General features: G+C 41.9%; 8 protein-coding genes and 1 pseudogene. 7 read left to right on the top strand and 2 right to left on the bottom strand.

All coding sequences use genetic code 11. The features are described from left to right. Positions 1 to 29 precede the first annotated feature (29 nt). The 3 genes and pseudogenes from AB6E08_RS21860 to AB6E08_RS21850 all read left to right on the top strand — a co-directional run bounded on the left by AB6E08_RS21860 (position 30) and on the right by AB6E08_RS21850 (position 1,497). Entirely contained in the window at positions 30 to 500 is a 471-nt protein-coding gene (locus AB6E08_RS21860) for an N-acetyltransferase family protein (protein WP_372160269.1), read from the top strand. 85 nt (positions 501 to 585) lie between these two features. Beyond that, a pseudogene (locus tag AB6E08_RS21855) lies at positions 586 to 1,017 on the top strand (GNAT family N-acetyltransferase); the annotation flags it as partial. Continuing rightward, the gene (locus AB6E08_RS21850; protein WP_029222928.1) at positions 1,015 to 1,497 is read left to right on the top strand and encodes a tetratricopeptide repeat protein; all 483 of its coding nucleotides are present in this window, start codon (positions 1,015 to 1,017) and stop codon (positions 1,495 to 1,497) included. The pseudogene AB6E08_RS21855 and the gene AB6E08_RS21850, both read left to right, overlap by 3 nt. A gap of 105 nt (positions 1,498 to 1,602) precedes the next feature. On the opposite strand, the gene AB6E08_RS21845 is transcribed toward AB6E08_RS21850, so the two are convergent. Both AB6E08_RS21845 and AB6E08_RS21840 read right to left on the bottom strand, forming a co-directional pair. Continuing rightward, positions 1,603 to 2,631 (bottom strand): methionine synthase, encoded by a 1,029-nt coding sequence (locus AB6E08_RS21845; protein ID WP_009846559.1) that lies wholly within the window; start codon positions 2,629 to 2,631, stop codon positions 1,603 to 1,605. A gap of 46 nt (positions 2,632 to 2,677) precedes the next feature. Further along, a complete protein-coding gene (locus tag AB6E08_RS21840) occupies positions 2,678 to 3,655 on the bottom strand; it encodes a DUF1852 domain-containing protein (RefSeq protein WP_009846560.1) in 978 nt (325 codons plus the stop codon). Between the two features lie 328 nt (positions 3,656 to 3,983). Here AB6E08_RS21840 and AB6E08_RS21835 point away from each other — a divergent pair, with 328 nt between their 5' ends. From AB6E08_RS21835 to AB6E08_RS21820, 4 genes are all read left to right on the top strand, one after another. Then, a complete protein-coding gene (locus tag AB6E08_RS21835; RefSeq protein WP_009846561.1) occupies positions 3,984 to 4,793 on the top strand; it encodes a sulfite exporter TauE/SafE family protein in 810 nt (269 codons plus the stop codon). Positions 4,794 to 4,966: 173 nt separating this feature from the next. Further along, complete coding sequence (locus AB6E08_RS21830; RefSeq protein WP_372067513.1) at positions 4,967 to 5,395, top strand: hypothetical protein; 429 nt, start codon at positions 4,967 to 4,969, stop codon at positions 5,393 to 5,395. A 143-nt stretch (positions 5,396 to 5,538) separates the two neighbouring features. Beyond that, positions 5,539 to 6,543, top strand: a complete 1,005-nt coding sequence (locus AB6E08_RS21825; RefSeq protein WP_372067510.1) for a metal-dependent hydrolase — start codon at positions 5,539 to 5,541, stop codon at positions 6,541 to 6,543. Between the two features lie 210 nt (positions 6,544 to 6,753). Next, positions 6,754 to 8,370, top strand: coding sequence for an endonuclease (locus AB6E08_RS21820; RefSeq protein WP_372067507.1), 1,617 nt, complete (start codon positions 6,754 to 6,756; stop codon positions 8,368 to 8,370). Positions 8,371 to 8,624: the final 254 nt, after the last annotated feature.

Below are 8,624 nucleotides of genomic sequence, written 5' to 3'. Positions count from 1 at the left end.
CTTTGAAAAGCGAAATGTCGCTTAGCTAAGTGTCCAGTCTGACTGGAGCAGATCATATTGAACATACCAATGCGCGCTTTGAAGAAGAGAAGTTGTCGTTGGAAAATCGCCAGCAGTGGTTTTCTCAATTTTCTAGTCAAAGTAAATATCAACTTTATGTCGCGACAGAAGGTGATGCGTTATTAGGCTTCGCGTGTTCTCAGCAATACCGGGTTATGTCGGCATTTGAAGATACCGCAGAGGTCACTATTTATCTTGCGACAGAAGCTCAAGGTAAAGGCTTAGGCTCTAAGCTTTATTCTCAGCTATTTGCATCGATTAGTGATTATGGTGTTCACCGCGTACTCTCAGGTGTTGCTTTACCTAATGAGGCTTCAATAGCACTTCATAAACGTTTTGGATTTCGAGAAGTCGGAGTGTTCAATGAATATGCGAAGAAAAACGGTCAATACATCAGTTCAATGTGGTTAGAGAAGGCGTTAACCAAGGAACCAGATTGATTAGGATGGTTTAAACACGATGCAATACTCTTGGTACTTAAATTACGTATTGCTCAATGTTTGATTTAGAAACAAAGGACACAATATGGAAGTAAGGTTAGTCAAAGGTTCCGATCCTAAGTTCGCTGAATCGATCACTAAAACGAATATGGCGAGTTACTACCAAGCTCGTGGCATCGCTTGGGGTCATAGTCAGTTTTTACGCAGCTGGGATGAACTGGATAACTATGAAGTTTATGTAGGGGATAGCCGTATTGGTGTTATCCGCTTCAGTTACAACTGTGATACAACGTTTCTTAGGGACTTGCAGATATTAGCTGAATATCAAGGTAGAGGCTTTGGTTCGAAGTGTCTCGATTTAGCTATTGAACATGCGAACAATCAATCATCGGCTCAATTGGTGTTGTGCGTGTTCAGTGAGAATCCCGCTATTAAGCTTTATCAATCAAAAGGTTTTACTCAGTTGTCTGAAGTGAAAGGACTCGTTGAAATGGAACTGATTTTAGGAAGAACTATGGACACCATTATCAAACAAGCAATCGAATTGCGAAAAGAAGAGAAGTACCAAGAGTCACGTGACTTGTTGGCAACGCTACTCACTGATGAAAATTACGCCGCGAAAGCGCATTTGCAGATCGCGTGGTCTTACGATAATCAAGGTAAAGAGCGACAGGCGATTGAGCATTATGTGCTATCTCTGTCTGGCGTGCTTTCTTCAGTAGAGCGTTTTGATGCGCTGTTCGGTTTGGCGAGTACTTATCGAAGCCTTGGTCTTTATGCAGAGGCTTTAGGCTATTTCGAACAGACTATGGCTGAATATCCTGACTCGATAGAGGTGAAACCTTTCTACGCAATGTGTTTGTACAATTTAGGTCGCCATAAAGAGGCGACGTCGCTATTACTTGAGCTTTTGGTATCTACGACTAATAGCGATGCGATTAAAGAGTACCAACGCGCGATCTCTTTATATGCTCAAGACTTAGATAAAACTTGGTAAGCCGCTGCTTATAAAAATCATGTACTAATATAGAAAAAGCCTAAGCATCAATAGGATACTTAGGCTTCAAGAATTCGGTTTTAGTTTTGGTTTGAGTTTAAACCGTTACTCTGAAAGTTCTTTACGAACGATCTCTGCGCCAGCGCTTAGCGCATTGAGCTTAGCTGAGGCAATTTCACGAGGAAGGGGAGCCATGCCGCAGTTGGTGCACGGGTAGAGCTTATCGGCATCAACATACTTCAGTGTTTCTCGTAGAGTGTCGGCAACTTCTTCTGGTGTTTCAATTGAATTGGTTGCAACATCGATAGCACCGACCATCACTTTCTTACCTCGAACGAGCTCAAGCAATTCAACCGGAACATGAGAGTTATGACACTCTAATGAGATGATATCGATATTCGATTGCTGAAGCTTAGGAAATACCTCTTCGTATTGGCGCCACTCGGTACCTAGTGTCTTTTTCCAATCCGTATTTGCTTTGATGCCGTAGCCATAACAAATATGGACTGCAGTTTCACACTTAAGCCCTTCAATGGCTCTTTCTAAACAAGCAATACCCCAATCGTTCACGTCATCAAAAAATACGTTAAACGCAGGCTCATCGAACTGAATAATATCAACACCAGCAGCTTCTAACTCTTTTGCTTCTTCGTTAAGGATTTTTGCGAACTCCCATGCTAGCTTTTCACGGCTTTGGTAATGCGCGTCGTAAAGCGTATCTATCATGGTCATTGGCCCCGGTAGAGCCCACTTAATTGGTTGATCCGTTTGCTGGCGTAAGAACTTAGCATCTTCGACAAAAACCGATTTTTGACGAGAAACAGGGCCAACGACTGTTGGTACACTCGCATCGTAACGGTCGCGAATTTTAACGGTTTCACGCTTCTCAAAATCCACGCCATTCAAGTGTTCAATGAAGGTTGTTACAAAGTGCTGACGTGTCTGTTCGCCGTCACTCACAATATCAATACCGGCTTGTTGCTGGTCTTGAAGAGAGACACGTAGCGCGTCTTGTTTGCCGTCGGTTAATTCGTCGCCTTCCAGTTTCCATGGAGACCAAAGTGTCTCTGGCTGTGCTAGCCAAGATGGCTTAGGTAAGCTGCCTGCTGTTGAAGTCGGTAATAATGTTTTCATAATTTATACTGCCTATCCTTGGTGATTTAAGAGCGTAATTGCTCGATTAAAGCGCGTAGTTGGCAGACCAGTTCTCTAGAACTGACTGGTATGGCTTAATGAAAGTCTCTTCTGCGAATTTACCTTGTTCGATAGCTAATTTGCTTCGTTCTTCTCGGTCATACACGATTTGAGTTAGCGAGTGATCCAAGTTTTTCAAGTTTGGTTGGTAGCAGTTACCTGCAACCGCATTCGCGTTGTAAATCTCAGGACGGTAGATTTTTTGGAATGTACCCATGGTGCTGATGGTGCTGATAAGTTCTAGGTTTGAGTAATCGTTCAGTAGATCACCAAAGAAATAGAAAGCTAGAGGTGCAACACTGTTTGGCGGCATGAAGTAACGAACCTGTAAGCCCATCTTCTTAAAATATTGTTCAGTTAAAGAAGACTCATTTGGTTGGTATTCAAAACCTAATACTGGGTGTTGGTTTTCAGTACGGTAATAGGTTTTATTATCTGACACGCTTAAGCAAATAACAGGTGGCTTATTAAAGTTCTTTTTGTAAGCGTCAGAGTTAACGAAATATTTAAAAAGCTTGCCGTGCAAATCACCAAAATCTTCTGGAATGCTGAATTTATCTTGGCCTTTATTATGATCCAATAGACGTACGCTAAAGTCATAATCTCGAACATAAGAAGAGAAGTTATTTCCGATAATGCCTTCAATACGCTCGTTGGTTTTACGGTCCAGAATATTGGTTTTCAGTACTTCAATGGAAGGGAATGCTTCGCCGTTGCTTTCAATGTCCATATCAACAGAAATGATTTCAAGCTCTACAGAGTAACGGTCGCCCTTTGGGTTGTCCCAGTGTGCTAATGCGTTGAAACTGTTGTCAATCATCTGCAGTGCATTGCGCAAGTTTGCTTGGCGGCTGTCACCACGCGCCAAGTTAGCGAAGTTGGTGGTGATACGTGTGCTGTCCGCAGGTTGATAGTTCTCGTCGAGGCTAATGCTCTTAATTGTAAAATTAAATTCTGTATTCATGTTGATCTGATATCCCAATCTGTTGTCTGACTTTCGCGGTCTTTAGAATTAAAATTGCTTTTATTTTTGCTTGTGACCGGATTAATAGTTGAAGGCAATACTGTATGAAAAATTAATACGGTATTAAGTTAATCGCTTGGTATTTTTATACTTGGTTCGATAAATGATTAACAATGGTATTCCTTCACATTCAACATGAGGAATATTCATGATCTATTATGTTTGAAAATATTAGGTGGTGTCAGTTATATTAATTGGCTTGATGGAAATATAACCACATTAATAGTGCGTTATTTAAGACAATTAATTTAATTAAGAGATGGACGAAATGAGTGAGTTGCTGTTGTTGATTTTATACTGTGCATTATTAGGCAGTGGTGTTGGTTTTCTTGCCGGACTTTTGGGGATTGGCGGAGGGCTTATCATTGTACCTGTGTTAAGCAGCATTTTACTTCACTTAGAAGTTTTACCTGCTGACCAAGTGGTCGTTGCAGCGATTGCGACTTCCTTGGCATCAATTTTGTTTACCTCAACTTCCTCTGCGCTTGCTCACCACAAAAATGGAAACGTGCCTTGGGATTTGGCACCTTGGATCATGTTGGGTGTTGCTCTGGGTGCATTGATTAGTGGCTTTATGGCGGCTCTTTTACCGGAAAAAGTTGTTCGTATTGTGTTTGCCGTAAGTGTGGTTCTTATTGCGATCAAGATGTTCTTAAGCAGCAAAAATGACGCGCCTAAAGAACGAAAGCTACCGAACAAGGGCGTACTAACGGTTCTTACAACTATTACGGGCGGCTTGTCAGCCATGATAGGCATTGGTGGTGGGGCATTGCTGGTTCCACTATTGACGTTCTTCTCTGTCGATATGAAAAAGGCCATTGGTTGTGCGTCGGCTTGTGGCATTGTGATCGCATTATTTGGGTCTATCGGTTATATCACCTCGGGCAGCAGCCACTTTGCTCTAACAGAAGGTTTTGCTGGCTTTGTTTATTTGCCTGCGCTGCTAGGCATCGTGTGCACATCTTGGTTTACAGCTCCGCTAGGCGCAAAAGCAACTAACCATTTACCGGTTCCAACGATTAAGAAGATCTTCTCAGTACTGTTGGTGGTTATTGCAGCCAGCATGGTTGCTCGTTAATTAAAGAATTCAGTAACCTGTAACTGAATCAGTTTCTTTATTCATTAGACATTTAGGTGCAAAAAAATGCATGTAAATGTCTAATTGCGATCTGAGCCCTCCAATAACATGAGTTACTCATTTTAATGCACCATGGTGCATAATAAGATTGTTCACGTTTAATAAATATTCAAATGTGGTCAAATACTTATCTAAAGGGGCGAGTAATGGCACGAGAAATCTCATTTAAGGGCAACGGCCCACGTTGGAACGTGGCTCTATCAATGATAATAAGTTACGTGATCGCATCTTTAGCTATCAACTTGTTTTATCAGACTGAGCTCCAGTTTTTCCCTTTTGTTACTTCTAGCTTAATCATGATCGCTGTCTATGCTTTGGTCTCCAAGTTCACCCGAAGACATTTATCTTTAGTCGGTGAAGACATACATCTACATGACGTTAAAGCGAACTTAGTGATCAAAAACTCTGTCTTTTCTCGTCAGTATATTCAGGTTAAATCACTGACTAAAAATGGCTATTACAAAGTGAATGTTCACAAAGAACAGGTTGATAAATCTGATTGGGAAATGCTGTTAAGCAAGGCCACACAGCAAAACGTTTAACGCTAACGCTTCATGGAATTCATTCATGTCAGGGTGTTTTATCAACAGTATTATCTTGATAAAACATTGTTATTTAACCCAATTCACTGCTATAGCTAAATGTATCTTGTTTGATTCAACGGAATGCTATCAATGAGTGATTTATGGATCCTTTAACGCAGGGCGTGTTAGGCGCTTCTTTGTCACAGTCAGTAAGCAAAAAACAACATTTGATTGTTGCTGGGGTATTAGGGCTGCTCTCTGGATTGGCACCAGAGCTAGATGCACTGATTAAGTCTCAAAGTGACCCTTTGTTGGCGTTGGAATTTCATCGACAATTTACCCATTCACTCTTCTTTATCCCCATTGGCAGTTTGATATGTGCCTTGGTTCTGCATCACCTGATTGCAAAAAGGCGTGGGCTTTCTTTCAAACAAAGCTGGCTGTTTTGCGCTCTGGGCTATGGCACTCATGCACTGTTAGACGCTTGTACCACTTATGGCACGCAGCTACTTTGGCCTTTCACCAACGCACGTTTTGCTTGGAACACCATCTCAATCATCGATCCTGCTTATACGCTTCCCATCCTAGTGTTGCTTGTGTGTGCAACGTTGAAACGAGCGCCTTGGCTAGCGCGTGTCGCATTTGCTTGGGCGCTAATTTATCCAACGTTAGGGATGATTCAGCGAGACAGGGCAGAGGCGGTTGGCTGGCAATTAGCGCAAGAAAGACAGCACACGCCGATCCGATTAGAGGCAAAACCAAGCTTTGCGAATATCTTGGTTTGGAAAGTGGTGTACGAAACTGAGGCTCATTATCATGTAGACGCAGTGCGGGTTGGCACATCGGTAAACGTATATCCAGGAGAGTCGGTCGCTAAGCTGAACGTTAGCAGGGACTTACCTTGGCTTGACCTGGATTCTCAACAAGCCAAAGATATTGAACGCTTCCGCTGGTTCTCTAATGGTTATATTGCTCTGGACCCAACGGACGAGTTGCGTATTATCGACGTCCGATACTCAATTGTACCGAATCAAATGAAAGCACTTTGGAGTATCAAGTTATCAAAATCTGTTGATGCCAATTCGCATATAAAATACGAAACTCATCGAGACAACACCCCAGAGTCGAGACAGATCTTCTTCGATATGCTCACTGGCGATAAATGATCTAGTTCTAAACAGTAAAAAGGCTGAGTCAGATAACCTGCTCAGCCTTTTTTATTCGTTTGTTTAACAGGTCGATGTTGCATTGCTTACATCACATATATTAATAAAACTGATAGTGCTTACATTTATAAGTGTGATTTATGTCTCTATCCATCTTTTGAATACTTTCTAAGCTTAGTTGGTTTTTTATCTAATTAAACAGAAGGTTATATGATAAATGGAATAATAACACTAAGTGGCGTTGCATTACTTTGTTCAGCGAGTGCGCATGCGCAAATGCAAAATGGAAGTTTCGAAAGCTGGGAAGGAAACGTACCATCTGGATGGAGTGTGATTGACTCCGGCATTGCAGTTTCACCCTCTAACGTACCTGTTAATAACGGCAGTTTCTCTGCGCAAGTAACAGTGAATACAGGCACTCAAAGTAATACCGATTTTCTGCAAACGATAAGTGTTGAACAAGGGAAAACTTATGATTTCTCTGTCGATGTTTACCATACGGAAGGCAACGTGAAAGCTCGCCTTTTTGTTGATGGCTATTTAGGCTACTCGAATAATGGTTTAACGAATCAGTGGCAAGCATTGACTCACTCGTACAGCGCTACGAGCACTAAAGATATCGTTGTGGGCATACGATTTTATGATGATGCAGGTTTTGATGGTGCGGAAGTGGTGTATTTAGATAACTTTCAGCCTACGGAGACTCCACCAACACAAAGCTGCAATGACACAAGTGCCGCACTCACGCTAGTGACGGATAACTATGGCTCTGAAACCAGTTGGTCTCTCAAAAACTCAGTTTCTCAAACTCTTTATTCTGGTTCAGACTATCAAAGTAACACCAACAATGAAGTGGAAATGTGTTTAGCAGATGGTAGCTACACCCTAGAAGTCTCAGACTCTTATGGAGATGGGATGTGTTGCAGTGTGGGGAATGGTTCATACAGTTTGTCGGTAAACGGAACCGTTGTGGCATCTGGTGGTGATTTCCAAGCAAGTCAGAGTACAGAATTTACGATTGGTGGCTCAACTACACCACCAACTGAACCACCAGTGTTAGGTGAGTATTACAAAGACGCTGAAGGCAAAGTGGGCTTTGCGTTAAAAACGGCCTTGTATCAAATTATTGATAATCATAGTAGTCAGGGTTACACCGCTATTTGGACGTTAGTGTCTGAGGCTGACCTAGACGCATACTATGACACTGATGGGTCGATTCTCGATATGTATTCGGAGAAACCTTCAGGCTCAGATTCAATCCAATTTACTAAGGTGGCCGATCAATGTGGTCAATACAGCAAAGAAGGTGATTGCTACAACCGTGAGCACTCATTCCCGAAAAGCTGGTTTGGTGGGAAAGTCGAGCCAATGAACTCTGACGGTCACCATTTATTTGCCACTGACGGTTACGTTAACTCGAAACGTAGTAATTGGCCATTTGGTGAGGTGAGTAGCGCGACATACACATCAAGCAATGGTTCTAAGTTAGGCAGTGCAGCGAACTCTCTTGGTTATGTCGGTACGGTGTTTGAGCCAATTGATGAGTTTAAAGGTGATTTCGCAAGAGCATATTTCTACATGGCAACACGCTATGAAAATGAAATCGCTAATTGGGAAGGAAACTCTACAAGCTCTGATGCCGTTCTGGATGGAACCAATACAACCGTTTTTGAACCTTGGCTACTTACTATGCTAAAGCGTTGGCATTCTGAAGATCCAGTAAGCCAAAAAGAAATCGACCGAAATAAGGCGGTACATGATTTCCAAGGGAATCGTAATCCGTTTATTGACCATCCAGAGTTTGTAAGTCAAATCTGGGGAAATTAATCGGAATATAACCACCATGACAATGGTTTCATGATTATTCAATTGAGCCCAATCCTTTGTTTGGGCTTTTTTATTGATAGGCATTAGAGAGCATGATTTAAAATATGTGAAAAAGCATATTGTCATGAAGGTCCGTATACTTGTAAGTGATCGGCACCATCAATACTGGACGCTACGTTAAGTAACTTTCCATACCTATAGGGCTCTTCTCCGCTTAGATGAGTCTATAAATTAACAATAAAATCAATAAAGCA

The organism is Vibrio sp. 10N.247.310.24, from assembly GCF_041467175.1.
Classification (GTDB): domain Bacteria; phylum Pseudomonadota; class Gammaproteobacteria; order Enterobacterales; family Vibrionaceae; genus Vibrio; species Vibrio tasmaniensis_A.
This window is presented reverse-complemented; position numbering and strand designations above follow the sequence as displayed.